At 46.6% G+C, this 26,354-nt stretch carries 23 protein-coding genes, 1 tRNA gene and 1 pseudogene; 9 read left to right on the forward strand and 16 right to left on the reverse strand.

Annotated features, from left to right (window positions below):
* Window positions 1-126 (forward strand): annotated as a pseudogene (locus PJF56_RS22140) (RNA-guided endonuclease TnpB family protein); the annotation flags it as partial.
* 35 nt (window positions 127-161) lie between these two features.
* Here PJF56_RS22140 and PJF56_RS09425 read toward each other — a convergent pair.
* The 5 genes from PJF56_RS09425 to PJF56_RS09445 all read right to left on the reverse strand — a co-directional run bounded on the left by PJF56_RS09425 (window position 162) and on the right by PJF56_RS09445 (window position 3,302).
* Window positions 162-245: transfer RNA gene (locus PJF56_RS09425), tRNA-Leu, on the reverse strand.
* An 86-nt stretch (window positions 246-331) separates the two neighbouring features.
* The gene (locus PJF56_RS09430) at window positions 332-1,486 is read right to left on the reverse strand and encodes an ABC transporter permease (RefSeq protein WP_283762413.1); all 1,155 of its coding nucleotides are present in this window, start codon (window positions 1,484-1,486) and stop codon (window positions 332-334) included.
* 135 nt (window positions 1,487-1,621) lie between these two features.
* Window positions 1,622-1,819 carry a hypothetical protein gene (locus tag PJF56_RS09435; RefSeq protein WP_283762414.1) on the reverse strand — a complete coding sequence of 66 codons (198 nt, stop codon included), beginning with the start codon at window positions 1,817-1,819 and terminating at the stop codon, window positions 1,622-1,624.
* 83 nt (window positions 1,820-1,902) lie between these two features.
* Window positions 1,903-2,085, reverse strand: a complete 183-nt coding sequence (locus tag PJF56_RS09440; RefSeq protein ID WP_283762415.1) for a hypothetical protein — start codon at window positions 2,083-2,085, stop codon at window positions 1,903-1,905.
* Between the two features lie 2 nt (window positions 2,086-2,087).
* Window positions 2,088-3,302: a hypothetical protein gene (locus tag PJF56_RS09445; protein ID WP_283762416.1), complete on the reverse strand. Its 1,215-nt coding sequence runs from the start codon at window positions 3,300-3,302 to the stop codon at window positions 2,088-2,090.
* Between the two features lie 59 nt (window positions 3,303-3,361).
* Here PJF56_RS09445 and PJF56_RS09450 point away from each other — a divergent pair, with 59 nt between their 5' ends.
* Both PJF56_RS09450 and crtR read left to right on the forward strand, forming a co-directional pair.
* The gene (locus tag PJF56_RS09450) at window positions 3,362-4,534 is read left to right on the forward strand and encodes an RNA-guided endonuclease InsQ/TnpB family protein (protein WP_283762417.1); all 1,173 of its coding nucleotides are present in this window, start codon (window positions 3,362-3,364) and stop codon (window positions 4,532-4,534) included.
* 141 nt (window positions 4,535-4,675) lie between these two features.
* Window positions 4,676-5,575, forward strand: coding sequence for a beta-carotene hydroxylase (crtR, locus tag PJF56_RS09455; protein ID WP_347179509.1), 900 nt, complete (start codon window positions 4,676-4,678; stop codon window positions 5,573-5,575).
* Here crtR and PJF56_RS09460 read toward each other — a convergent pair whose 3' ends face one another.
* Window positions 5,576-8,599: an ATP-binding protein gene (locus PJF56_RS09460; protein WP_283762419.1), complete on the reverse strand. Its 3,024-nt coding sequence runs from the start codon at window positions 8,597-8,599 to the stop codon at window positions 5,576-5,578. It abuts the gene before it with no gap.
* 193 nt (window positions 8,600-8,792) lie between these two features.
* Between PJF56_RS09460 and PJF56_RS09465 the strand changes: the two genes are divergently transcribed.
* The 4 genes from PJF56_RS09465 (at window position 8,793) to PJF56_RS09480 (ending at window position 16,865) form a co-directional block, all read left to right on the forward strand.
* Window positions 8,793-10,136, forward strand: a complete 1,344-nt coding sequence (locus tag PJF56_RS09465; protein ID WP_283762420.1) for a GTP-binding protein — start codon at window positions 8,793-8,795, stop codon at window positions 10,134-10,136.
* 113 nt (window positions 10,137-10,249) lie between these two features.
* On the forward strand, window positions 10,250-11,707 hold the full coding sequence (gatA, locus tag PJF56_RS09470; protein ID WP_283762421.1) for an Asp-tRNA(Asn)/Glu-tRNA(Gln) amidotransferase subunit GatA: 1,458 nt from the start codon (window positions 10,250-10,252) through the stop codon (window positions 11,705-11,707).
* 96 nt (window positions 11,708-11,803) lie between these two features.
* On the forward strand, window positions 11,804-12,691 hold the full coding sequence (locus PJF56_RS09475; RefSeq protein WP_283762422.1) for an alpha/beta hydrolase: 888 nt from the start codon (window positions 11,804-11,806) through the stop codon (window positions 12,689-12,691).
* 385 nt (window positions 12,692-13,076) lie between these two features.
* Window positions 13,077-16,865 carry a DNA polymerase III subunit alpha gene (locus PJF56_RS09480; RefSeq protein WP_283762423.1) on the forward strand — a complete coding sequence of 1,263 codons (3,789 nt, stop codon included), beginning with the start codon at window positions 13,077-13,079 and terminating at the stop codon, window positions 16,863-16,865.
* A 104-nt stretch (window positions 16,866-16,969) separates the two neighbouring features.
* Here PJF56_RS09480 and PJF56_RS09485 read toward each other — a convergent pair whose 3' ends face one another.
* The gene (locus PJF56_RS09485; RefSeq protein ID WP_283762424.1) at window positions 16,970-17,269 is read right to left on the reverse strand and encodes a DUF3593 domain-containing protein; all 300 of its coding nucleotides are present in this window, start codon (window positions 17,267-17,269) and stop codon (window positions 16,970-16,972) included.
* Window positions 17,270-17,313: 44 nt separating this feature from the next.
* Window positions 17,314-17,616 carry a DUF2499 domain-containing protein gene (locus tag PJF56_RS09490; protein WP_283762425.1) on the reverse strand — a complete coding sequence of 101 codons (303 nt, stop codon included), beginning with the start codon at window positions 17,614-17,616 and terminating at the stop codon, window positions 17,314-17,316.
* 253 nt (window positions 17,617-17,869) lie between these two features.
* Between PJF56_RS09490 and PJF56_RS09495 the strand changes: the two genes are divergently transcribed.
* Window positions 17,870-19,582, forward strand: coding sequence for a WG repeat-containing protein (locus tag PJF56_RS09495; RefSeq protein ID WP_283762426.1), 1,713 nt, complete (start codon window positions 17,870-17,872; stop codon window positions 19,580-19,582).
* 66 nt (window positions 19,583-19,648) lie between these two features.
* Here PJF56_RS09495 and PJF56_RS09500 read toward each other — a convergent pair whose 3' ends face one another.
* The 8 genes from PJF56_RS09500 to PJF56_RS09535 all read right to left on the reverse strand — a co-directional run bounded on the left by PJF56_RS09500 (window position 19,649) and on the right by PJF56_RS09535 (window position 25,232).
* Window positions 19,649-20,311 carry a Na(+)/H(+) antiporter subunit B gene (locus PJF56_RS09500; protein ID WP_283762427.1) on the reverse strand — a complete coding sequence of 221 codons (663 nt, stop codon included), beginning with the start codon at window positions 20,309-20,311 and terminating at the stop codon, window positions 19,649-19,651.
* Window positions 20,312-20,350: 39 nt separating this feature from the next.
* A complete protein-coding gene (locus tag PJF56_RS09505; RefSeq protein ID WP_430540880.1) occupies window positions 20,351-20,902 on the reverse strand; it encodes a DUF4040 domain-containing protein in 552 nt (183 codons plus the stop codon).
* Window positions 20,889-21,167: a monovalent cation/H(+) antiporter subunit G gene (locus PJF56_RS09510; protein WP_283762429.1), complete on the reverse strand. Its 279-nt coding sequence runs from the start codon at window positions 21,165-21,167 to the stop codon at window positions 20,889-20,891. The genes PJF56_RS09505 and PJF56_RS09510 overlap by 14 nt, the downstream gene beginning before the upstream one ends.
* Window positions 21,164-21,415 (reverse strand): hypothetical protein, encoded by a 252-nt coding sequence (locus PJF56_RS09515; protein ID WP_283762430.1) that lies wholly within the window; start codon window positions 21,413-21,415, stop codon window positions 21,164-21,166. The genes PJF56_RS09510 and PJF56_RS09515 overlap by 4 nt, the downstream gene beginning before the upstream one ends.
* A complete protein-coding gene (locus PJF56_RS09520) occupies window positions 21,412-21,801 on the reverse strand; it encodes a hypothetical protein (protein ID WP_283762431.1) in 390 nt (129 codons plus the stop codon). Before PJF56_RS09520 ends, PJF56_RS09515 begins: the two co-directional genes overlap by 4 nt.
* The gene (locus PJF56_RS09525; RefSeq protein ID WP_283762432.1) at window positions 21,798-23,237 is read right to left on the reverse strand and encodes a cation:proton antiporter; all 1,440 of its coding nucleotides are present in this window, start codon (window positions 23,235-23,237) and stop codon (window positions 21,798-21,800) included. Before PJF56_RS09525 ends, PJF56_RS09520 begins: the two co-directional genes overlap by 4 nt.
* 223 nt (window positions 23,238-23,460) lie before the next feature.
* Window positions 23,461-24,900 (reverse strand): cation:proton antiporter, encoded by a 1,440-nt coding sequence (locus PJF56_RS09530; protein ID WP_283762433.1) that lies wholly within the window; start codon window positions 24,898-24,900, stop codon window positions 23,461-23,463.
* Window positions 24,897-25,232 carry a cation:proton antiporter subunit C gene (locus tag PJF56_RS09535; protein ID WP_347179510.1) on the reverse strand — a complete coding sequence of 112 codons (336 nt, stop codon included), beginning with the start codon at window positions 25,230-25,232 and terminating at the stop codon, window positions 24,897-24,899. Before PJF56_RS09535 ends, PJF56_RS09530 begins: the two co-directional genes overlap by 4 nt.
* Before the next feature lie 162 nt (window positions 25,233-25,394).
* Here PJF56_RS09535 and PJF56_RS09540 point away from each other — a divergent pair, with 162 nt between their 5' ends.
* Window positions 25,395-26,174 (forward strand): hypothetical protein, encoded by a 780-nt coding sequence (locus PJF56_RS09540; RefSeq protein WP_283762435.1) that lies wholly within the window; start codon window positions 25,395-25,397, stop codon window positions 26,172-26,174.
* Window positions 26,175-26,354: the final 180 nt, after the last annotated feature.

Consider the following 26,354-nt stretch of genomic DNA (forward strand, 5'->3'; position numbering starts at 1 on the left):
GTAGGGCATACGGGAACTTTTGGGATAGACCCAATAAACGCTTGGGGAGAGAATACCTCTACTTTTTCAGAAGTGATTTTGTCTAAGCAAGTAATCTCAATGAACCAAGAATCCCCGTCTCTTTAGAGCGGGGAGTGTCAAGGTGTATAGCCTTCTGTTGATGCGGAACCGGGGACTTGAACCCCGAAGTCCTTGCGGACACTAGAACCTGAATCTAGCGCGTCTACCAATTCCGCCAGTTCCGCTTCTGGGAGGCTCTCAGTAACCTAAATAAGCACTCCGATCTTCTATTATTATCAATTTTTAGTTTAAAGTCAAGTCCATGATGAATTTAGGCTCGTAAAGCTTTGACGGGATCGAGTTGACTGGCTTGCCAAGCTGGAAACAAGCCAGCTCCCATGCCAACAACTAGGGCCGATCCGAGGGAAAATCCAGCGACTTGGGGATCGAAACGGTAGGGTAAGTTAAAGCGATCGCTGACAATCAGGGTTAAACCGTGAACTGTGGCGATCGCCATTACCCCCCCAACCAAACTCAGTAGGGTGGCTTCGAGAATAAATTGAAATAAAATATCGCGCTCCGTTGCCCCAATAGCCAAACGTAGTCCAATTTCAGCAGTTCTTTCCATCACGGAAGCAATGCTAATGTTGGCAATGCCCACACCCCCAACAAACAGAGCGATTAATCCCACCAATGCTAATCCTTGGGAGGCTAACTTCAGGGTCGTTTGTTGTTCTAAGATTTCATCGATATTCGTTCCTACCCAAAACCCCTGTTGCGGAAATCTTTGCTTCATTAAAGCCTCGACCTGCTTTTCTAGATCGTTAAGCTGTTCTAGACTTTGGGGGCGAATTAACATATTATGAAATGTCCGAGAACCGGTCAGGGCATAATGAAGAGTTGAAGGGATAAAAACCAGTCCTTGTCGCTCCCCTTCGGCTGGAAGGGTTACAACGACACCAATAATCGTATAGGGTCTGCCCTGCACATATAGACGTTGATTGATGGGATTTCGGTCTTCAAAGAGCTGATCGACCAGATATTCATCGACGATCGCCACTGAACGAAACTCGATAAAATCTGTTGGCGTAAACCCTCTTCCCTGAATCACCTGTCGGCCCGCAGTCGAGAGCAAGGCTTCAGATACAGCGCTTGTCGTAGCACTAGCGTGCTGGTCTTCAAAGAAGACTGAACCCCCCCAACTGATATATTGTTTGGTTGAGATCGCCTCTACCCCAGTTAACCGTTGCTTGAGAAACTCCTTGTCCTCTGGAGTCATGTACCCTTTCCAGATTTCAACCTGTGGTGCTTCCCGTTCCGCTAAGTCTTTTTCCATGACGGCCCTGGAAATCGTACCTACCTTTAAGGTGGCATCTACGGCAAAAACACCCATAAATACACCCACCAAGGTTAAACTTGAACGCAAGGGATTACGCCATAGGGAATTCCACGTCAGGAGGATAAGATGAGGTAAAGATAAACTCATGGCTCGTCTTAGGTATCGGGTTACCTCATTATATGAGTTAACCCTATGTTACGTGGGAGCATCAGCACAAAACTCCCCTCTCTACATTCGAGCCACACATTCCCTTCAAACGAGAACGAGGAGGGAGGAACCAATTTAGAGAGATGGTTTATTTCCACTCATCACTTGGATCTGCTGTAACAAGCATTCCACTTCAGCTTCTAAGTGCAAATATTTCACTTGTTGATCGGCCTGATACAAGTTCTGCATCTTTTTCCAGGATTCTTTGGCTTGAACTGAGGTTGATGTGGCTTTGCTTTGAGTAGCCAAGGTAACAGTAGAAGAGTTTTTCATTTTGTTTAAAAGAATATGCTTATTCACACCACGGGAGAATTATAGCCTAACTTTTTCTAATCATCAAGTTTTGTAACGAGAGGCTAGAAACGGGTTACGCTCAACTGGAGGATACCAGCAGCGATCGCTGTCCACAGCAGCAAAATGATGATCCCTCCAGGGATAAAGGTCAACAAACCAATTCCTCGAAGTATCCAGAGGATCGCAGCCCCTGCGAGGCTAAATACAAATAACCAGTAGACGGGACTACCCGATCTCATATTCATATTTACCTTGCCTGTTCCATCCTAGATTGAGATTTTGGCCAAGGAATGTTAGCACGTTTGGCCAATTCACGTGCAACGGCGATCGCCCCCCATTGATTAATATGACTGGGATCGGCAAAATAGTCGGGATTTTGTAAATTATTTAGCTCAGGGTGAACCAGATTCACCACCTTTAAGCCTTGATGATTGACCCACCCATTAAGTTCCTGGTGAAACTCTTGTTCATAGGCCAAACGCACCGGATCGAGATAATCAGCCGTTAGGGGAAGATTGACGAATACTAAGGGGATCTGCCGTCTTTGGGTATAGGTCACCAGTTGAGAAAGGGCGATCGCCTGTTCTCCCTGAAGATAGAATTGACTATAATCCCCATCAAACTGTCCAGCAATGCGAGGATACTGAGTATAGTAAGTTTGCGGGTTAAACACTTGCTCCACCGGTAAAAAGCCCAAAGGGGTTAAATCGCTCAAAGTGCGGTTCGCCTGAATCGTCGCCAGAGCCTTCTCCCAGATCGAAGCTTGATGGCGTTCGGAAACCGGAGGCAATAGACAAGGAGAACTTAAGGTATGAGAGAGTAACGAAACTGATGGTTCTGAACTGGCAAAAGGTACAGGGAAGTCATAACACTGCTCCCCATCGGGCAACAGTAGAGGAACCCTGGGACGCACGCCCCGCAAAAGCAGTTGATAGCCTTCAGATTCAATAATAGATTGATAAGTACGATCGCGCCGACCGCTATTAAACGCCCGCACTCCATCAGCCCAGAGAATCAGACGAGGGAGTTGATCGGGGGTAAGAATTTCCCGAATCAACAGATCGACTACTTGGACTGTGGCCCCATTAATGCCAAAATTGTAGATCCTCAAGGGCCCGGAATCTCTCTCCCCTAGGGCTTTTCTTAAGGCCAAAGGATCGACCCCTTGCAGGGCGCGGGAACTGCCCACAATCAGAATATCGGGCGGCCCATACAAGGCTACTTGATATAAATACCAACCCAAATGCTCATTGAGTCGTTGAGAGCCAAAATTGGCGGGCGTAAAGCGGGTGAAACCCGGTTGGGGAAATCCTCCCTCCATGGCTAACCATCCGGAAACCCCAGATTCCTGAGTCTCCAGGACAGAAACCTGAGTGGGTTGGTGGGCATAGGTTTGCCAGAGGCGATCGCTACTTTCCCAAGGTAGGAGGACACTCGGCAAGAGGAACAACAGGAGTTTCATCACTATATATCCATTTTGATGCTCTATTTGTAAGATAAAGGCGATCGAGGGATAGTTCTATGGAGAAAGCCTTTAATTACCGATTTTACCCCACACCTGAGCAAGAGGGACTCTTGCGGCGTACTTTGGGCTGTGTAAGATTAGTTTACAATAGAGCGCTCCAGGAAAGGACTCAGGCTTGGTATGAACGACAAGAAAGAGTGAGCTATGGCCAAACCTCTTTCCTGCTAACCGGGTGGAAAAAACAAGAAGAATTAGATTTCTTGAATGAAGTCAGCAGCGTTCCCTTACAGCAAGGGTTAAGACACTTACAAAGTGCATTTACCCACTTCTTTGCTGGTCGCGCGAAGTATCCCAATTTCAAGAAAAAACACCAAGGAGGTACTGCCGAATTTACAAAATCCGCCTTTAAATTTAAGGATAATCAGCTCTATTTAGCCAAGTGTGTCCAACCCTTACCCATCCGATGGTCTCGTCAAATTCCCCCAGGAGTTCAACCGAGTTCTGTAACCGTAAAGTTACATCCATCTGGACGTTGGCACATCTCCATTAGATTTAATGACCCCACCCTCAAACCCTTACCCCCTAATGACAAAGCAGTAGGAATTGACTTAGGTCTGAGTAGCTTAGTGATTACCTCGGATGAGGAAAAGATCCGCAACCCGAAGCACCTCAAGAAACACTACCGTAAACTGAGAAGACTTCAGAAAAGCCTGTCCCGAAAACAGAAAGGCTCTAACAATCGGTATAAGGCGAGAGTTAAACTAGCTAAAGCTCACCTGAAGATAACCGATACCCGCAAAGACCATCTGCATAAGCTAACGACTCAACTCATTCGTGAAAACCAAACGATTGTAGTTGAGGACTTGGCTGTTAAGAATATGGTTAAAAACCGAAAATTAGCCCAGTCTATATCCGATGCAAGCTGGGGAGAGTTAATCCGTCAACTGGAATACAAATGTCAGTGGTATGGTCGGAACTTAATCAAAATAGATAGATGGTTCCCTAGCTCTAAACGGTGTAGTAACTGCGGGTATACGCTGGAAACCATGCCGTTAAACATTCGAGAGTGGGATTGTCCGAAGTGTGGCAGACACCACGATCGTGATATAAATGCGAGTAAGAACATTTTGGCCGCAGGACTTGCGGTGTCAGTCTGTGGAGCGAGTGTAAGACCGGAGTCGAGTAAATCGGTGAAGGCAACTGCTATGAAGCAGAAACCTAAATTGTGAGGTTTAGGAATCCCCGTGTCTTTAGACCGGGGAGGATGTCAATAAATGAGTTGATGTTACAAAACTTTATTATGTCCCCCTCATCCTCTATACTACCCAAAGGCTTATTTGTACGAGTTACATGAAGGAGTACCGAATCGCATGATGGTGTCGGAGGCACAAAGACCCCTGACCGTTCCCAAAGAGTTGCTTCATCCACCTGAGACGTTTTTGAATCTCAATGTGATTATGTTCTTGGCAGCTCTAATCTTAATTGGACTGTCAGTCTGGGGATATTGGTGGGGGGGGTTACCCCATTGGCTCTCATTTGTCGAGAGTATCTTGGCTTTGCATTTAGCAGGAACCATTATTCATGATGCCTCCCATAATGCCGCACACCGCGATCGCCGACTCAACGCCATTCTCGGTCACGGGAGCGCCCTCATGCTCGGCTTTGCCTTCCCGGTCTTTACCCGCGTCCACATCGAGCATCACCTCAACGTCAACGATCCCGAAAACGACCCCGATCATTTTGTCTCCACCGGGGGGCCGCTCTGGTTAATCAATGCTCGCTTCTTCTACCACGAGATCTACTTTTTCCGGCGCAAACTCTGGAAAAACAATGAGCTGCTCGAATGGTTTCTCAGTCGTTTAGTGGTGGTGGCGATCGTTGCAGCCGCCTGTCATTGGGGTTTCTTAAGTTATATCCTCAACTTCTGGTTCGTTCCCAGTGGGATCGTCGGTTTAGCCCTAGGCTTATTCTTTGACTATCTTCCCCATCGCCCCTTCCATGAAACCGCCCGATGGAAAAACGCCAGAGTTTACCCCAGTCCCATTCTCAATCTATTAATCTTTGGCCAAAACTACCATCTCGTTCATCATCTTTGGCCCTCCATTCCCTGGTACTACTACCAAAAAACCTATGGAGTAATGAAACCCCTGTTAGATCGTAAAGGCTGCACCCAAACCCTAGGGCTTCTAGAAAAACAAAGTTTCTGGAGTTTCCTTTACGATGTATTTATCGGGATTCGTTTCGGGGGGCATGGCAAGGATAAAAATTAGCTAGATTCGATCGGCTTGATCGATTTGCTGAACCAGTTGAGATAATTGGTCAAACTGAAAAGAACCGGTCAAAGCCTCTAAGGTTTTAGCTAGACTTCGATCGCGATCTTCTAGTTCAATGATGAGCTGCAACATATAGTCGATATCTCCCTCCAGAATAGCTTGGCAAAAGTTTTTTTTCCAGGTTTGGGGCAAATTTTGAAGTTGTTCCAGAGTTAATGAGGGAGTAACAGCAGTTGAATCTTGGGAACTGGATGGGGAGATAAATTTTGCATTGAGATACTGTTCTAGAGTGCTGATAATCTGTTCTTTCTTAAAGGGCTTGCCAATAAAAGCATTACAGCCTAAACCGAGAAATTTGCTTCGGTTTTCAGAAAACGCACTAGCAGTTACAGCGATAATCACCACTCGGCTATCTGGCATTTGTTGACGGATTATTTCCGTTGCTCGATCGCCATTAAGTTTGGGCATTCTGATATCCATAAAAATGAGATCCGGTTGCCAGGTTTGACATTGCACGATCGCTTGTTCGCCATCGGTGGCTTCGGCGACTTCAAAGCCCCAATTTTTTAACAGGGTTACCAGCAGTTGACGGTTCATTGGATTGTCATCAACGACTAAAATTCGATACTGAGGTTGATCGGGCGCTAGACTAACTGGTTTATCGCTATGGGTGGATTGCAAATCACAAACGCTTGATTCTTGGGCAATCGGAATATCAAACTTAAAAGTTGTACCTTTTCCTAGTTCACTCTCGACGGTTAATTCACCTCCGAGTAATCGCGCAAATTTTTGACTGATTGTTAACCCTAATCCTGTCCCTTCTTGAGTGTTTTTCCCACTTTGAGTTTGCACAAAGGCTTCAAATAGATTTTTGATTTCTTCTGGGGCAATTCCCACGCCTGTATCGCTAACTTTAAATTCTAGATGGTTGCTATCCCGGCTTGAGAGTTGGATCGTTAGAGTTACGGAGCCTCGATCGGTAAATTTAATGGCATTATTGAGTAAATTAACTAAGATTTGTTGGAGTTTAATTTCATCGGTATTCAGGATATCAGGAACATCCGGTTGGCGGTTTATGTTCAAGTCTAATTCTTTTTTGTGCGCTTTCTGCACGAACATCACTTCAAGATTTTCGAGTAGACTTGCGAGTTGGAAGTTGCTAGGCTCAAATGTGATATGACCGGCTTCAATTTTGGAAATATCGAGAACTTGATTGATTAAGCTGAGTAAATATTCGCCACTGTCTTCAATGATTTTTACAAATTCGCGATCGCGCTTTGACAGACTGGGACTATTGATTAAAAGCTGGGGATAGCCGAGGATAGAATTGAGGGGGGTGCGGAGTTCGTGGCTCATATTGGCCAAAAAGGTGCTTTTGGCTTGGTTGGCCGATTCTGCGGCTTCTTTGGCTTGTTGCAGTTCGAGTTCGAGTTGTTTGCGATCGCTAATATCTAAGGAAATGAGGGTTACATGCCAACACTGTTGCTGCTCATCCCAGGTCGAACTGTGGGTTTGGGAGATCCATCGAGTTTGACCGCTTTTATCATAAATCCGATACTCATAGACTCCCATTTGCTCGGCAAAAATATCTGTAAAAAGTGGCTCTTCAATCCGACTCCAGTCCCCCGGATAAGTCCGGGAAATCCAAAAATAAGGATCGGAGATTAACTCGGAGGGATGATAGCCAGAGATAATTTCACTGCCTTCAGAGACTTGATTGATTGTCCAGGTGCGATCGGGATATACTTGTAAGTAAGTAATGGCACCACTGACGCTATTAAAAATTCTTTTGAGTTTTTGTTCTGAGGCTTGAATCTCTAGTTCGAGTCGTTTGCGCTGTGTAATATCTTTAGTCACTACCAGTATATAGGTTTCGTCTTGGATTTGGCATAATTCAGCCGAAACCAGTACCGTTTTAATTGCACCTGATTTAACTTGTATGGGCACTTCTAGATTGGAAACACTTCCTTCTGATTTGAGGATATTCAAAAATTGCTCTCGATCGCTCAAATTGCCCCAAAGTTGCAAGTCTAAGGTGGTATAACCAATTACTTCGTCACGAGAGTATCCTAGGAATTCCATCTGCCTCTGATTGGCTTCTATCATTTTTCCGTCCGGAAGATTAACAATAGCAATGGGATCGGGACTGGTACGGAAAATGGTGGCAAATTTTTCTTCAGATGCTTCGAGGGCATTTTGAAGTTGTTCGGCAGTGCGATCGAATGAGTCCGATAAAAGGGAGATTTCGGCGATCGCACTTTTTGTTCCCATGAAGGGTTCCCAGCGTCGTTCAGCCAGGGCGATACTCTCTTCGCTGAGTCGTTGAATCGGAGTGGCGATCGTCCGTGAGGTTAAGATTCCGGTTGCCATGGCAATGATTAGGGCGATCGCCGATAATTTTAAGGTGCGGTTAGTATTGGCGTAAATTTCAGCCATAAAATCCGATTCTGGAATCGAGACGACAATCAACCAATCGAGTCCAGATTTATCTGAGTAAGGGGTAATCCGCACAAACTCGTTTCGATCCTCGATTGTGAGGTCTAAGGTTTGCGCGTCTTGAAGTTTGCTCAATGGACTAAAATGCTCTTGCAGCGCTAAAGCGATCGCCTGAGTGCGTCGATTTTCACTTTCTGTTACTTTTAAGGATTGCGGTTCTCCTGGCTCTAGCTCAATAAAAAAAGTTTCTTCGGTAGAAGTCGCTACCACCTCTCCAGAGGATTCTAAAATCAAACTTTGACCTGCTTCAGAGAAATTTAATTCCCTCAAAAATGTATTCAATTTCCCTTGATACCCTTTCAAGGATTCTTGGGAAATGTCCATATAATCATCAATCTCTCGACGGATTTCCCTAGAGGTATTCACTAATAAACGATCGGCCAAGTGGTCAACAGACGCTCGACTGGTTTGATAAGCAAAATATTCTACCAGACCTACAACAGCGACCAATTGAACCACAAAAGGTACTATTAAAACCACTTGTAGAGGAATTTTGAGCGATCGCAGTTTGGAAATATATTTCATAATTGATAATCTTTTCTAGGCTTACCCGATCTTAAGTCCTTGAGAATGCTACCCTTATATCATATCTCGCTTTTGCAGATGTCAGGGGTAATTGAATTAAGGAGAGTTAGAGATGGGGACGACGATCTCATAAATAGGGTAAAATAACTATATCAAAACAACAGAGCGTTATCAGATATAAACCGTAGATTCCTTGAGTAGACAATCCACCCGTCAAGAAACCCACCTAAACCTGGCTCGTGCGAGTATTCGGAGATCGCTGGCCCAGTATAATCCCCTGCTGCGCCAAGACCCTGCTCTAGCCATTCAACCGGAACTCCAAATTCTCCATGGGAACCTGGAAAAACTCGATCAAAACGTGATTCGCATTGCTGCGTTTGGCTTGGTGAGTCGGGGAAAATCGGCGGTTTTGAATGGATTAGTGGGTCAAAAAATTCTGCCCACTGGCCCCATCCATGGGGTGACTCAATGGCCGCGATCGGTGCGTTGGATACCCCAAGGACAAAGTAAGGTGCAAATTGAGTTAATCGATACCCCTGGACTCGACGAAATTGGCGGAGAAGTGCGGGCTGATATGGCTAGGGAAGTGGCCCAAGAAGCAGATTTAATTTTATTTGTCGTGGCGGGAGATATTACCCAAACGGAATATGATGCCCTGCTGTTTTTAGCCCATACCCACAAACCGTTAATTTTGGTCTTTAATAAGGTCGATTTATATCCCGATCCAGATTTAGCTGCCATTAGTCGCAACCTGCAACAATTGGGACAACGGGAAGAGTTAACCCAACTGCTAACAACCCAGGAGATGGTGCGGGTGGCAGCCGAACCCATGCCCAGACAAGTGCGGGTGGAGTTGCCAGACGGTGAAGTGCGGTATGAATGGGAATATGCTGCGCCCCAAATTGAGGAATTGCGGGGGAAAATTTTGCAGGTGCTGAACCGGGAAGGGCGATCGCTGCTTGCCCTAAATGCCTTGGTGCAAACCCAAGCTGCCGAAGCGAGAATTGCCCAAAAAACCTTGGATGTTCACCATCAACAGGCAGAGGCTCTGATTTGGCAGTATACCCGCTCTAAAGCCTTAGCCATTGCTGTCAATCCGATCGCCCTGTTGGACATTCCAGGGGGAGCGATCGCCGATTTAGCCCTGATCCGCGCCCTCAGTCGCTTGTATGGCTTACCCCTCACCGATCGCGAAGCGCGAAAACTCTGGAAAACCCTGTTATTCAGTTCAGGAAGCTTGATTTTAGGAGAACTCGCAACCGTCCTCCTGGGAATGGGCAAAACTGCCGCCACCGTTGTCGGAGCCACCGGAGAAACGGCAGGATTAAGCGCTTGGATACCTGGAGCCATTTTGCAAGGGGCGATCGCCGGTTATGGAGCCTATCAAGTCGGACAAATTACCCGCGTTTACCTGCAACAAGGCTGTACCTGGGGCAATTTGGGGCCAAGTACCGTTATCCACCAAATTCTACAACAACTCGACTCCCAAGCCATCCTCTACCGCCTGCGCCAGGAAATCGAGTCCTCGCTCTATTAGGGATGGGGAGATTACCCTTCTGCCGATTACCGATTACCCATTACCCATCCCCATTCCCCTCTGAATCTTGATAGGATTTAAAACGCTAAATCGCAAACACAGAAGGTATAAGCATGGCATCCATCCGCGAGTTGCACCAACAGCTTGTGACGAAAGAGCGATCGGCTGTAGAATTGGCCCAAGAGGCGATCGATCGCATTGAAACCCTAGAACCAAAGCTCCATAGTTTTTTGGCGGTGATGGGAGAACAGGCGTTAGCCCAAGCCAAGGCTGTTGATGAGAAAATCGCAGCCGGAGAAGAGATCGGGCCGTTGACGGGGATTCCGATCGCCATTAAAGATAATATGTGTACCCCTGGAGTGCCCACCACCTGCGCCTCCAAAATTCTCCAGAACTTTATCCCCCCCTACGAGTCTACAGTTTCCCAAAAGCTCAAAGACGCAGGAGCGGTGATCGTCGGTAAAACCAACCTGGATGAGTTTGCCATGGGTAGCTCCACCGAAAGCTCTGCCTATCAACTCACCGCCAACCCTTGGGATTTAAGCCGCGTTCCGGGGGGTTCATCCGGGGGTTCGGCGGCGGCTGTAGCTGGGTCAGAATGCCCTGTATCCCTCGGATCGGACACTGGGGGGTCGATTCGGCTTCCGGCTTCGTTTTGTGGCATTGTCGGCTTAAAACCGACCTATGGGTTAGTGTCCCGGTATGGCTTGGTCGCTTATGCCTCATCCCTGGATCAAATCGGGCCGTTTGGGCGTACCGTAGAAGATGCCGCTATTGTCTTAGAGGCGATCGCCGGTTACGATCCCAAAGACTCCACCAGTCTGAATGTGAAAATCCCCCACTATGCCGATTTACTCAAACCCAACCTCAAATCCAAAGGGCGGTTAAGAATTGGCATCATCACCGAAACCTTTGGTACAGGACTCGATCCAGAAGTCGATGAAGCTGTCAAAAAAGCCATTAGCCATCTACAAGATTTAGGCGCAGAAATTCAAACTATTTCCTGTCCCAATTTCCGCTACGGCTTACCCGCCTATTACATTATTGCCCCCTCCGAAGCCTCCGCCAACTTAGCCCGCTATGATGGCGTAAAATACGGCTTCCGCGCAGAACAAGGGGATAACCTGCTCTCCATGTACGAAAAAACCCGCGCCCAAGGATTTGGCCCAGAAGTCAAACGGCGGATTATGATCGGAACCTATGCCCTATCTGCGGGTTATTATGATGCCTATTATCTCAAAGCCCAAAAGGTACGCACCCTGATTAAACAGGACTTTGAAAAAGCCTTTGCTTCGGTGGATATCTTAGTTTCTCCCACAGCTCCTACCACAGCATTCAAAGCGGGCGAAAAAACCAAAGATCCCATTAGCATGTATCTATCGGATTTAATGACCATTCCCGTTAATTTAGCCGGACTGCCAGGATTAAGTATTCCCTGCGGATTCGATCGCCAAGGGCTACCCATTGGACTGCAACTGATAGGGGATGTATTGCGCGAAGATGTATTATTGCAAGTTGCCCACGCCTACGAGCAAACCACCAACTGGCACTTAAAACAACCCTCTCTGTAGTCAAAACAACTCCGGGGTTGGGTTCTTTTTCTTTACAATTAAGAGAACGGATAGCCACGGGGTTGCTCTTCGTTTGTTGTTATTCCCCTTCAAATCATGTTGATGGCCTTATTACATCAAGGATTATGGATTTTTTTGGCCGGTTTGGCGATCGCCTATGGCAGTCTGTGTTGGTATTATTGGGCGATCCAAACCCGGTTAATTTTTTTCCCCGTGGAAGAAATTACCCGCACCCCAGCCGATTTTAATTTAGACTATGAGGACGTTTGGGTAGAGTCCGTAGAACCGGGAGTCAAGTTACATGGGTGGTGGATTCCCAATTCTGCGAGTAATCGCGTCCTCCTCTATCTTCATGGTAACGCCGATAACATTGGTACAAACGCCTATCACGCCGGGCGATTTTACCATCTCGGCTTTTCCGTCTTCCTCTTCGATTATCGCGGATACGGTCAATCTCAGGGTGAATTTCCCACAGAGAAACAGGTTTATGACGATACTGACACCATCTGGGACTACTTGGTGAACGAGCGGGGGATAGCACCAGAACAGATTGTGGTGTATGGTCATTCCCTAGGAGGGGCGATCGGCATAGAATTAGCCACCAAACACCCCCAAATTTCCCATTTCATTATTGAAGGATCGTTTACCTCCCTGCGACGCATGGGAGATTATCGCTATCCTTTACTCAACATCTTGCCCATCGATCTCTTATTGCAAAACCAATTTAATTCCCTAGCCAAAGTTCCCCAATTAAAAATGCCCACCCTCTTCATTCATGGACAACAAGATACCGCCGTTCCTTCCTTTATGAGCGAAGAACTGTTTGCTGCTGCCCCGGAACCCAAAAAACTCTGGCTCTTTCCCCCTGGCGATCATAGTACCGTTGCCCCTTTAGCAGGAGAAGAATACTTCAAAACCATCCGCGAATTTGTCGAAATGCCACCCTTTCCCATTCCAGGATATTATCTGAGTCCCAGCAAATAATATCAAATCCGGTTTCCGCAAGCGGACATGAAAATGGGATTCAGGAAGCGAAAATGGGATTCAGGAAGCGAAAATGGGATTCAGGAAGCGGGCAAGATGCCCGCACTCCTCCAATCCCTTGATATTACTGGAGTGGGAGCATCTTGCTCCCTAGATTTTTAATTAGGGTGTTTCCGCTTCGCGGACATGAATAACCGGACTTGATATTACAGCAGTTTGTACTTCATCTGCTTCTAGTTGTCCAGCTTTTCCCATTCGATAAATAGCATTCGTTATTTCATATGTAATCTGTCATGGTTTCATCTTCTGTTTGAGTGAACAGGCTTCAAAAAGTTCTTGACTTTGTTATAATAACTCTCATTGTTGCTTCATGGCAAACTAGATTATGTCTTTCGTAGGATTACATATTCACACCGACTATAGCTTACTCGATGGCGCGTCTCAAATCGCCCAACTGGTGGGCAAAGCTCAGGAATTGGAAATGCCCGCGATCGCCATCACCGATCATGGGGTAATGTATGGAGCGATCGAATTAATTAAAGCCTGTCGTAATAGTCCAGTCAACCCCATTATTGGTAATGAAATGTATATCATTAATGGGGATATTGAAACCAAATATAAAAAAATCAAGAAATATCACCAATTGGTACTCGCTAAAAACACCCAAGGTTATAAAAACCTAGTCAAATTAACAACCATATCCAACTTAAAAGGCATTCAAGGAAAAGGAATTTTTTCCCGTCCTTGCATTAACAAGGAACTGCTAGAACAGTATCACGAAGGGCTGATTTTAACCAGTGGCTGTTTAGGCAGCGAAATCCCCCAACTCATCCTCACAGGAGATATGGAAAAAGCGCGAGAAGTAGCGAAATGGTATCAGAATTTATTCCAAGATGACTATTATCTAGAAATTCAAGACCATGGCTCCCAAGAAGACCGGATTGTAAATGTAGAATTGATGAAAATCGGGCAAGAATTGGGGATTAAACTGGTTGCTACCAACGATTCCCACTTTATTTCCTGTTACGATACCGAAGCTCATGACGCTTTGTTGTGCATCAATACCGCCAGTTTGATTACCGATGAGAAGCGGATGCGCTATAGCGGGACAGAATACCTGAAAACGGCTGAGGAAATGGCATTATTATTCCGGGATCATCTTCCGGATGAGGTGATTCAGGAGGCGATCGCCAATACCCTAGAAGTCGCGTCAAAAATCGAACCTTACAAGGGCATTCTCGGAGAACCCCGCATCCCCGATTATCCCATTCCCAAAGATCACACCCCCGACACCTATGTAGAAAAACAAGCCTGGGATGGACTGCTAGAACGCTTAGAACTCAAAAGTCGAGACGAACTCAAACCCGTCTATAAAGAGCGCCTCGAATATGAACTCAAAATGCTCCAGCGCATGGGATTTTCCACCTATTTCTTAGTAGTTTGGGATTATATTAAATATGCTAGAGATCATAACATTCCCGTTGGCCCCGGTCGCGGTTCTGCCGCCGGTTCATTAGTTGCCTATGCCTTAAGAATTACCAACATTGACCCCGTTCACCATGGACTTTTATTCGAGCGATTTTTGAACCCCGAACGGAAATCAATGCCGGATATTGATACCGATTTTTGCATTGAACGTCGGGATGATGTGATTGAGTATGTAACCGAAAAATATGGTAAAGAACGGGTTGCTCAGATTATTACCTTTAACCGCATGACCTCGAAAGCAGTGCTTAAAGACGTGGCGCGAGTTCTGAATATTCCCTACTCAGAAGCAGACCAAATGGCGAAAATGATTCCCGTTTCTAGGGGGAAACCCACGAAGCTAAAAATCATGGTTTCCGAGCAAACACCGACACCGGAATTTAAACAAAAATACGAATCAGATGAGCGTGTTCGTCAGTGGATAGACATGGCCATGAGAATTGAAGGAACCAACAAAACCTTTGGGGTTCATGCTGCGGGTGTGGTCATTTCTAAAGAACCGTTAGATGAAATTGTCCCCCTACAAAGGAATAATGATGGATCTGTAATCACTCAATATTCCATGGAGAATATTGAGGCATTAGGATTGCTGAAAATGGACTTTTTGGGCTTAAAGAATTTGACCACAATTCAAACAGCCTTAGAGTATATTGAACAGGATGAAAACCGAAAAATAGACCCCTATGATATCCCTGCTGATGAACGCAGAGCGCAAGAAACGTATCAGAGGATCAAGAAGTTTCCTGATGATGTCAAGAAAACCTATAAGCTTTTAGAAAAAGGAGATTTAGAAGGCATTTTTCAATTAGAATCTTCCGGGATGCGCCAAGTGGTTCGGGAGCTGAAACCCTCCTGTATTGAAGATATTTCTTCCATTCTCGCCCTCTATCGACCGGGGCCGCTGGATGCGGGTCTAATTCCTAAGTTTATTAACCGCAAACATGGCATCGAAAAGATTGTTTATGACCATGAACTGTTAGAGCCAATCTTGAATGAAACCTATGCAGTTTTGGTCTATCAAGAACAGATCATGAAAGTGGCTCAGGATTTAGCGGGTTATTCCCTAGGAGAAGCGGACTTACTGCGCCGAGCCATGGGGAAAAAGAAAATGGCCGAAATGCAGAAACACCGCAATATTTTTATGGATGGTGCAGCTAAAAATGGCATCGATAAAACCATTGCCGAAAGTTTGTTTGACCAGATGGTTTTGTTTGCTGAGTATTGCTTTAATAAATCCCACTCTACAGCCTATGCTTATGTTACCTATCAAACGGCTTATCTGAAAGCCAATTATCCGGTCGAATATATGGCCGCTTTGCTGACTTCCAATAGTGGCGATCAGGATAAAGTCGGTAAATATATCGCCAATTGTCGAGAAATGGGTATAAAGATTGAACCACCGGATATTAATCGCTCTGGTGTGGAATTTACGCCGACTAAAAACCACACTATTTTGTTTGGTTTATCGGCGGTGAAAAATTTAGGGCAAGGGGCGATTGATGGTATTTTAAGAGCTAGAGAGGAAGGGGAGTTTAAGGCATTGGCTGATTTGTGCGATCGCGTGGATTTGCGGACGGTTAATAACCGTGCCTTAGAATCTCTAATTAAGTGTGGTGCATTTGATGCATTTGATGATAATCGTGCCCAACTGTTAGCGGATTTGGAAAAGGTTGTACCCTGGGCCCAGAGTCGGGCGAAAGACCGGGAAAGTGGCCCCAATTTATTTGATATGTTGGGCAATACTCCCTTTAGCAGTCAAAATACCAATGGTCGTGCCCATGAAGTGGCTCCTAAAGCTGCTCCTGTGCCGGAAATTACGTTGGCGGACAAGCTGCAAATGGAGAAGGAGTTACTCGGTTTTTATGTGTCTGAACATCCGCTAAATTCTGTGGCGAAACTGGCTCAAACCTTAGATCCAAAACCGATCAATCTCGTTGATTTAGAAGATGCAAGTAGTCGCAAGCCGGTTAAAGTGGTGGTGATGATTACAGAGATCAAAGAAATTACCACGAAGTCGGGTAAGTTAATGGTGATTCTGAACCTGGAAGATTTAACCACGAAAGGAGAAGCGAAGGTTTGGGGGGATGATTATGAACGGGTGAAAGGTAATTTAGCGACTGATGTGCCGGTGATTTTAACGGGAAAAGTGAGTCGCTGGAACGAGCAAACGCAACTGACGGTTAGTGAGGCGGAAAAGGTAAATTTAGAAGAGATTCAACAGGGGATGGAAGATGAACCGCCATGCTCTGTTGAATCCCCTATTGAATCACCTTTTCATTCCATAGATTCTGCTCCGGTTTCGACTCCTGTAGAGCAAGCAATTCTCCAAAATCCTGCGCCCAACCTTGAGAGTCAACCTTCTGGGGTTGTTTCTTCACCTGCTGTACCCGATGTTCCCCAATCTTGGATTGTGATTACTCTGTCTTTAGAAGAGGCATCTGAAGAAGCAATGCGAAAGAATCTGAAATCTTTGCTAAAACCTTTAGTAGGAGAGTATTCAGGACAAACTAATACCGAAACTTATCCTGTTTTGATTGTGATTAAGGGCGATCGCTTTGGATTTTTGCAAGGGGTGAAATTGCCCCAAAAATGGCACGTTCAAGATCCAGGAGCTTTCGTGGAAAGACTACGAGAAAAACAAGTTGCTGCTGAGTTGAAGCCTTTGGAATTAGATGACTTACGGGTGTAGGCGCTGGTGATTGGTAATGGTTGTATATTGACTCTATTCGGGCGGGTTTAGTGAGGTTATTTGTGGGGTTCCTAGATATGGGTTAACCCGCCCCTACAATTGGCTTAACTGTCAGATACTTTTGCTTGTTGAGATCTAACGGCTTGATAAAATCCCAGGACGATTAGGATATTGGAAATACTGAGGAAAATTTCTGCGCCGCCATGGAGCCAGTCTACATTAGCGAGGGCTTCATGGTAAACGACTTGGGCGTAAATCCCGGCGGGAATGGTTACGCCGACAAAGACTAAGGTCATATAAAAGCCAATCAGGGCTAACCGGGGCATTTGTCCAGAGCGGGTAATAAACCATAGGAATCCTAAATAGGGAAACAAGGATATTGCAAATAGGGCATCTTTAGACATTGTTATAGCGCTTCGTGCTGGTAATGGGTAAGAAGGGTTGAGGTTTAAGCTTGAGATTGGGTTTGTCGCCAAAGGAGCCAACCGGCGGCGCAAAGGGTACAATTGCCGACAACGGTCATGGCGGCTTGTAGGGTGACAATCCATTCTAGGTTGGGATCGTTGTCGAAGAAATGCCAGGTACAGGCAGACATGGCGCTGATGAGGGCGGGAATCATGGCGAGGGAAAGCCAGGACCAACGGCGATCGCCGGTTAGTTCTCCATAACGCCAAATTAGCCAAATGGCGATGATCCACTCCATCACACTGGAAACATGAATTACCCAAGTGGGGATCGATAGTACATTCATAAATTGCCTTTATCCAAAACGCCAGACCTTATTTTACCTTGATGGGGGGATGGGGAGGATGGGGGCCGGAGTATCGTACGATGGTAAATTAAGAAATTCTTAAGTTGAATCGTCTTTGAAATGAAACGTATGAAAGCTTTAGCTCAAACTCTTGTCTGTGTAGCGATCGCCATCCTTCTCAGCGTTGGCATCAATCTAGTCTAGCACTAGCCACAGCCGCTAACGAGGGTTTTTTAGGGGAGAATTGGGTTTTATGGTCTGTTCATTGTCATCCTTTCTACTTAGGGCATCTGGGGCGATCGCCGCCTTGAGCTATCTCCTCTCTACATTACCCGTATCTGCGTTTCCCGATACCCAAAATTACTGGGCTTCTGACTGCATTGAACGACTGTCCTCTGGACGGGGATGGGTGGGTTATCCCGATGGCACATTTCGCCCGGATGCCTCGATCACTAGGGCAGAGTTCGCCACGATGATGATCAATGCTTTTCGCACCCATTCCTTTTCTGAGCGGGAGGCCATTACCTTTAAGGATGTTCCCTCATCCCATTGGGCGTATCAGACGATCAAACGCTCCTATGAGCTGCAATTTTTTAGCGGATACCCCGATCGCACTTTTCGCCCCAACCAACCCATTACCCGCACCGAAGCCTTTGTGGTTCTCCAAAGTGCCAGCGACTTTACCGCACCAGAAGACACTGAAGCCTTTCTCAATCAAGTCTTTGATGATGTTGACGCGATTCCCAACTATGCAAAAGAAGCGATCGCCAACGCCGCGATCGGTAGATTGATCCTCAACTATCCCCAAGTGCGGCAACTGCGCCCCACCGAACCCGCAACTAGAGGGGAAATGGCCGCTTCTTTTTGCCAAGTTCTGGCTATCTCTCGCACCCTACCCCAAGCCTACATCGCCGTTGGTGAAGACCCCTTTGACTTGCCCCCAGAACTGGGTGGCATCAGTGAATTTTCGGAAGGGTTAGCTGTTTTTCGCGGCCCCAACTTCAAAATGGGTTACATGAACCCCCAAGGGGAAATCGTCATTCCTGCCCAATATGACTATGCCAGCATCTTTGAAGATGGTATCGCCAGGGTGAGAACCGGTAGCCTCTGGCAAGCCATCACCCCAGAAGGCCAAGTCATCTTAGAACAAAATGGTTATATTGGCGAATTCTCAGAAGGTTTAGTCCGTCTGGGTCGCAGCTATCCCTACACCGCCATTTATGATCGAGAAGGGGAATTTTTGTTTGAAATTGACCACTTTATTGAAGCGTTTTCTGATGGTCTGGCTTTGGTGAAGCTGCAAGAGCGCGGGGGTTATGGGTTTGTCGATCGCACTGGAGCCTATGTGATTGACCCCCAACCTGATGAAGTCTCTTCGTTTTCCGAGGGACGAGCCTGGATTTTGCAGGAAACCGAGCCAGGAAAGCCCCGTTACGGCTTTATCGACAAAACTGGAAAAATTGTCATCGAACCGGTTTACGAGGAAGTAAAAGCCTTTTCTGAAGGGCTGGCGGCGGTGAAAGTCGGTGGACTCTGGGGCTATATTGACCGCTCTGGAACAATGGTAATTGAACCTCAATTTCAACAGGCTCAACCTTTTTCTGAAGGTCTCGCAGGCGTTCAAGGAGACAGCACTTGGGGCTATATTAATTCCCAAGGAACCTGGATGATTGAAGGGGGATTTCATGTGCCTGAATTTGCCCAAGTTCATCCGATAGAACCGTTTGAAAATGGCTTGGCGATCGCGCGAATTGGCGATCGGGCAGGGGTCAAGGATCGTCAGGCGAATTGGGTTCTACCTGTGGAATTTGTCGATATTGCCGGTGTTTCCGATGGGTTAGCCTTTGTGAATGTGGGAGGACGCTGGACAACAGAGGTTACGGGTACAAATATCCCCCCAGATTATCCTCGACGCTCTGTGATGACTGGAGGCCGTTGGGGTTACAGCAGTTTGCGCTATAAATGAGGAGTTTTAAGAGAACCCATTACCCATTACCCTTCTGCCGCGCGAAGCAGAGCTATAGAGAGAGACTTACAACAGACCGCGATAACGGATAAAAACCAGAATCACTGCCCACGATCCTAAAGCAACTTTCAGGGCGACTAAAATATTCAAAAAGGGAATAATTCCACCGCTTACGAGTGTACCTAACTCTCCTTGGGGTAGTTCTAGACCAACTAACGTAATGGCAGCTAAGACAATAAAGATTAAAACCGAGACCTTTTCCCAGGTGGAGGCTTTCCAACGCTCATAAATCTGTTCCATCCATTCTGACGGCGAAGTAATGGCAATTAAACCGATCGCCGTTCCCCCTGCAACACCAGCCGCAAATCCTCCTCCTGGACTCAGATGGCCGCGAATAGCCAACTCAATACAGACTAAAGCAGAGATAGTTGCCCCTAAACGAGCTAAAACAATCGAGGGTTGGTCGGTAAACTGGCGCACCATGGCTGAGGGTTGCTCATTGGCTAATAAGAATTTTGCGCCCATAATGGCGATCGTAAACACCACCACCTCAAAGATCGTATCGTAGAGCCGATTTCTAAAAATAATGCCTGAAACCGCATTCGGCACGCCACTATCTTGAACCACCAACTCCACCATGGAGATTTCTAAACCCTCCAATGTCGGATTTTTCATCACCAACATTTTCACTAAAAAAATCAGCCCTGCTGCCAAATAAAGCCATTTCATCCCCTTTTCCTCCTACTCATACCATTTCTCCCTTGGCCGTTAAGATCTCTTTTCAAGGCTAGGCATAGATAAACTGGTGACCTCATTAGGTAACTCCGTCTGCATAATTTCATAAAGCCGTTCTACCCGAATCGTCGTATGATAGGGTTTTGCCGTTTTCTCCTCTCCAGAAGGAATACAAGTGGCGTGAATTTCCTTATCGATCAGGGCCCGATCCAGGCTTGTGCGATCGCCATAGGAAACCAAATCGAGGCGCATATGATATTTATCCAACGTCTGCTGTAAGCCATCCATCAAAGCTTCAAACTGGGGATTTTTCTCATCTATGCCCTCAGAAATCATCCCCAAACGCATCACCAAAGACGATCGCACCGCTACCGCATATAAAGTAATAGCCAGCATTGTCCCTACCAGAGCCTCAGTCAAGGCCACATCTGCCCCACCCAGCACGGCATAGACTAGGGCGGCTACTGCTCCCAAGATCCCCCGAATCACCAACGCATGATAGGGATTCTTCTGAAGAACAACTAGACCGGCAGCCAATGGCAACAGGGCGATAATTAATAACGTCGAGATATCAGTCGTCATCATTCCCCCCACTGGAACAATAGGCCAACACATATCCCAACACGGTATTCCAAATCGCTAGAGAAATAATGCCCAACACCAGTAATGGCCATTCCCTGGGAATTTGGAGCAACAAACCGATAATCATACTCATAGAACCCAAAGTATCCGCGACCGAAAGACTATGGAGTTTAAACAAAACGGAGCGATCGCCCACTAGAGGCCAAGTGCCCCAAAACCAGAACACGATTCCCACGCCCATACAGACATAACTCAAGGTTGTAATCATTCTTCCCCCATCCGTTTAATCACATGGGCTAATAACATTAAGGCCGCATTGCCCACGCTTAAAATAATCACCCCTACCACCCCAATCATCCAATCATCCCGCAACACCGAGACAATTAAGATCATCATCGAGGTTTTGGTGGCAATACTGGCAAAGGCCAACATTTTCTGCCAAATATTATCATCCTGGCAAGCCTCATATAGGGGAATTAACAGGGCAAAAATCATTAAAACCAAAATTATCGTCATCTGCTTTTCCTCCGTCTCACCCAGTGAACTTCATACCACCCCCTAGCCTGATACCTGACGACGATGGTTTTGGGGGTAAAAGTAATTAAGAAAATATCTAAAAAGATTAATCCGGGAGTGCGGTTGGGTTTGACCTGCTCTAGGGTCGTCTCTTCTTCTTGATGGGGGCGCACCATCAACTCGATCGCCTCCTTGTAAGCGATGGGAATGGCGACTAGAATCTCCCACAGAGCATGTAACCAATCTTTTAAAACGGCTGGCGCAGTCACCGATCGCGGTAAGAGCAAAGCCACAGCAACGCCAATAATAATATTGGCCCGGCTCACATCGGAAGTGAGCAGAAACCAGATGGTCAATCGTAGTATTAGATCCAGGTATCCAATCATGGCAAGACCATCCAGAACAGCAGCAACAACATTAAACTCATCATCCCCATGAGATGGTCAAAGTGTTCGAGCATCCGAGGCAGTTTGACCATTGACTGGCGAAAGATGAGAAAGTAGGCGAGCCAACCCAGGGCGATCGTGGCCAGGGGTTTAACAATGTTGGCTAGGGTATAGGCTTGATAATAAACCACGTTTGCACCCACAAGTCCACCGATTAAGACTACCACGGCTAACCAAAAGCCAATCGATTGTTTTTTATCTCCCTCTTTTGCCGCTCTATGGGGCAAAAAGATCAGTTTAGCGAAGGAAATGGCAGTTCCCAAGGCGGCGATATTCATGCCGATGACTTGCCAAGGGAGCAGGGTTTTCATGGTGAGGACTTTTGCGCCAAAACCAGCCAGCAGGGGAAAACCGGAGATGGAGAAACTCGCCAGGGTAAGGGCAATCCACATGGGATTGGGAATGGGTTTCTGTTTCAATTCTTTCAGGTTCCGACTGGGTAAATTGCCTCCAATTAGGAAGAGAGCGGATTTCACCAATCCGTGGGTGAGGGCGTAGAAGCCTCCCACTTCGGGGGCTGCAAGGATAAAGCCCAATTGGGAAATGGTGTGAAAGGCTAACATGCGTTTGATATCTTTTTCAAACACGGCATAGCCCACTCCTAATACAGCCGTTCCCACGCCAAAGAAGCGCACAATGGGGTCAATATCTTCTAACATCAGGGCACAGCGCACTAGGGGAAAGACTCCTGTTTTCACCACAACTCCTGAGAGCAGGGCAGAAACGGGGCTTTCTGATTCTGAGTGGGTGAGGGGTAACCAGAGTCCGGAAATAAAGATCCCCCCTTTAGCCAGCAGTCCCAGAAAGATCAGGGCGATCGCCTCCGTGGGAGCATTGGTTAGGCCCGCAAAAGCAAAGGAGTTGTTGGCTTTATACACTAGGATCGTTCCCACCAAGTAGAAGAGCATGGCTACATTACTGACAAAGAGATAACGTAGACCGACCCAAATTGAGCGATCGCTCCTCGGATAAGCAATCAGCAGAAATGAGGCGATGCTAATCACTTCTAAGGCCACATAGACACTGAGGAAGTCGGCACAGATAAAGACTGAGTTTACGCTGCCCTGTAAGATAGTGAGCTGAGTATAAAAGAATGGAGTTTTATTACTGCGCCAACAGTAGAGCAGCACTGCCGCACAGACTAGGGCATTGGTTAATATAAAGAAACCACTTTGCTCATCGATGAGTAGGGTAACACCAAAACTATCGAGCAGTTCTAGGGGAGTCGCTTCCGGTTGTCGAAACACAAATGTGGCATAGGCAACGGAGACTAGGGTGACTCCAAAGGCTAGAAACCAATCTAGTCTCGGTAGGAGGTAAATCCCGAATCCGACAATAAAGGGAAGAATAAGCCAGGCGATGGTTAAAATAGTCATAGTGTATAGTTTTTCGCGATCGCCAGGTTTTTTTTCAGGATAATGCTGGAAAATCCAAGGAATAGGGGGATTAGGATACAGGCTTCTAACATCAACAGGGCTTACGGGGTCAGGGGTATGGGCTATGCTCTGGAAAGCTCTTTATAAAGAATACACAATTTCCGGTCTTTGAAAACCATCAATCTCTTAAGTCCACTAATCTGGAGATCTTCGAGATCTCCAATCAGGGTAAGACCATCCAGAACAGCAGCAAAAGCATTAAACTCATCATCCCCATCAGGTGGTCAAACTGTTCGAGCATCCGGGGGAGTCTGACGGTTGTCTGGCGCAAGATGAGCAAGTAGACGAGCCAACCGAGGGCAATAGTTGCGAGAGGTTTGACGATGTTGGCTAGGGTATAAGCTTGATAATAGAAGGCACTCACGCCCATGAGTCCACCGATTAAGATCGCGATCGCCAACCAGAAACCGATCGATTTCTTTTTACCGCCCTCTTCTAATCGTTCATGGGGTAAAAAGATTAATTTTCCATACATACTTGCTGTTCCCAAAGCAGCAATATTCATGGCGATCGTTTGCCAAGGCAGAAGGTTTTTCATCGTCAGGACTTTCGCCCCAAAACCCGAGAGCAAGGGAAAGCCAGAGATGGAGAAACTCGCCAAGGTGAGGGCGATCCACAGAGAATTCGGCATCGGGTTATGTTGCAATTCTTTTAGGTTCCGACTCGGTAAATTTCCCCCAATTAGGAAGAGGGTCGATTTGACCAGCCCATGGGTAAGGGCGTAGAAGCCTCCCACTTCGGGAGCAGCCAGAATAAAGCCCAATTGAGAAATGGTACTGAGGGCTAACATGCGCTTAATATCTTGCTCAAATACGGCATAACTGACTCCTAATAGGGCAGTGCCTACACCAAAGAAGCGCACAATGGGGTCAATATCTTCTAACATCAGGGCACAGCGAACCAGGGGAAAGACTCCAGTTTTCACCACCACGCCTGAGAGTAGGGCGGAAACTGGAGTTTCTGATTCTGAGTGGGTGAGGGGTAACCAGAGTCCGGATATAAAGATACCGCCTTTGGCCAGCAGTCCCAAAAAGATTAGGGCGATCGCCTCCGTGGGAGCATTGGTGAGGCCCCCAAAAGCAAAGGAGTTGTTGGCTTTATACACTAGGACAGTTCCCACCAAGTAAAATAGCATGGCCACATTACTGACAAAGAGATAGCGCAATCCTACCCAGATTACCCGATCGCTTCTCGAATAAGTAATCAACAAAAACGCGGCGATGCTAATCACTTCTAAGGCCACATAGACACTGAGAAAATCAGCACAGATAAAGACTGAGTTTACACTGCCCTGTAAGATCGTGAGCTGGGTATAAAAAAATGGAGTTTTATTACTGCGCCAACAGTAGAGCAGCACAGCCGTACAGACGAAGGCATTAGTGAGGATAAAGAAGGCACTTTGGCGATCGGCCATCAGGGTAACGCCAAAACTATCGAGCAGTTCCAGGGCAATGGGTTCCGGTTGCCGAAACACAAACGTAGCATAGGCAAAAGAGACTAGGGTTACCCCAAAAGCCAGAACCCAATCTAGTCTCGGTAGGAGGTAAATCCCTAATCCGACAATAAACGGAAGAATAAGCCAGGCGATCGTCAGGATGGTCATGGTGTATAGTTTTTCTCGATCGCCTTCGTTTCTAAGGTTGGGTTATCTTTTGCCAGTTTCATCACCCCCACAAGCATCAGCGCTTGAATGGAAAAGCCGATTACAATTGCCGTTAAAATCACCGCTTGGGGAACCGGATCGGCATACTCAACGGTTTTAGTTTCATCTAAAATGGGCGTAAACAGCCCCTCTCGTGAGGCGATCAAAATATAGTAGGCGATCACTCCGGTACTCATCACGTCCATGGAGATAATCTTCATTACCAGGTTCTTTTTCAGGATAATACCGAAAAATCCCAGCAATAGGGTGATTAGGATACAGGTTTCTAACATCAAAGGGGAATGGGGGAATGGGGAATGGGCACAAGGAGATGACTCCATGACTCCCGGCTCCTGGAAAAGCTCTTTCTCTTTCTAAAGAATACACAATTTTTTGCCCTTGAAAACCATCAGCACCTTCAGTCAACAGTAAGGAAAACCATTGGTTATCATCAAATGAAACAGAGTCTGCAAGTAGCCATTCATCAGGGAATCGAAGCATCCTTCGCCGGTTTAAGCTGGGAGCAGATCCCGGTGGAACTGTTGCCAGAGCATCAACCGTTAGGCTATCAATCGGCGATCGCCCTGAAATTATCAGCCTACAGCGATCGCCCTCCTGTCGATCTGGCAGAAGAACTGCTTGAGTTCCTCTCTGTTCAAGAGCATTTATCCGGGTTTTCCCTCTCTCTACGTTCTCCCGGTTGGATTCAATTTCATTATGGCGATCTCGCTTTAGTCAAGCAACTGCAAGCTCTGCCGCTCACTCCCTTAACCCTTGCCCATCATACCCCCTTCGTCGATCCCCATTCCCCAGAAGTATTGACCTGGCAAGTTGCCCATGCTCGCTGTTGTGCCCTCCTACGTTTAGCAGAGCATGGGGGCTTAATTGCTCTAGAACCATCTACATTAAAGATCGTCCAACCTCATCCCATACCTTGGTTAGATGGCGGCTACTTTCAACTCGTTCACCCCAGCGAACACACCTTAATCCGCTCCCTACTCTATATCTGGGATACTCTCCATGACGAGCCTACCGCCTCGCGCCTTTTGTCCTTAACTCGAACCTTAAGTCAAGATATCCTGAGATTTGAGCAAAATTGCCGCATTTGGGGATCGACATTAAAGGAAAATCCCCCACTTTCCCTCAGTCGTTTAGGATTATTGGCCATGGGCGGAAAAACCCTAAAAACCTTACTAGAACAAGGCTTAACCCTGAGTGCCCCCCCAGAATGGTAATCAAGTCCAGAGCCTGCCCCGATCCATCCGATGAAAAAATTTTCTTCAAGGGATGACAAACCCAAGTGAGTAAGTTATATTGACTATCGTGTGAGGAGCGAACCAGTGAGGACACCGAGACGAAACACGGCCAGTCGTCGGTGTCCTTTCTGATTTAAATCTAAAATTAAATCCCTTCAC

It is taken from the genome of Roseofilum halophilum BLCC-M91 (assembly GCF_030068445.1).
Classification (GTDB): domain Bacteria; phylum Cyanobacteriota; class Cyanobacteriia; order Cyanobacteriales; family Desertifilaceae; genus Roseofilum; species Roseofilum halophilum.